At 42.4% G+C, this 519-nt stretch carries 1 pseudogene; it reads right to left on the reverse strand.

Features of this window, described 5'->3' with window-relative positions:
* Positions 1-161: 161 nt before the first annotated feature.
* Positions 162-377, reverse strand: a pseudogene (locus AC1DTM_RS31300) (RtcB family protein); the annotation flags it as partial.
* Between the last annotated feature and the right edge of the window lie 142 nt (positions 378-519).

The raw sequence follows: 519 nt of genomic DNA on the forward strand, positions 1-519 counted from the left end.
AAATGGATGAGGAATAATTCTGTATCTCAGTCTGCTAACCTGATACAAGTCTCTGAACCATTCGATTATGTCACCATAACCACTGGCTGCTGATTGCCCTCGCCTTTTATCGTTAGGGGTCCCAGTCAATTGAGTGAGTAGTTTAAAGTCTGAGCCGATTAATTAACCCCGACTAAATTAGGCACGATTTTATCTTGAATCGTCATTGTTGTCCCAATCGTACAACCTGCGCCTGCATGTGTATCTGGCATAATACGAATCTTGCTATCCTTTACGAACTCTTGATTACAAAGATCAATAATTTGACCTGCTGCAGTTTCTTCTACGTTAGTAGTAAACACTTTCGCTTCATTGTATTTTCCTTTTGAGACTCCCACGACTAAAGTCGCAAGCCCGAATCCTTACGGATTTACGGGTGGGATTCTTGAATGACTAAGCGTTCGCAGTCCATTTCTGTTTTGAACAGCCTTCAAGATAAGGGCATCTCATTGCCCCTCCTAAACCAGACCATATAGGTGC

It is taken from the genome of Bacillus sp. P4_D3 (assembly GCF_056401855.1).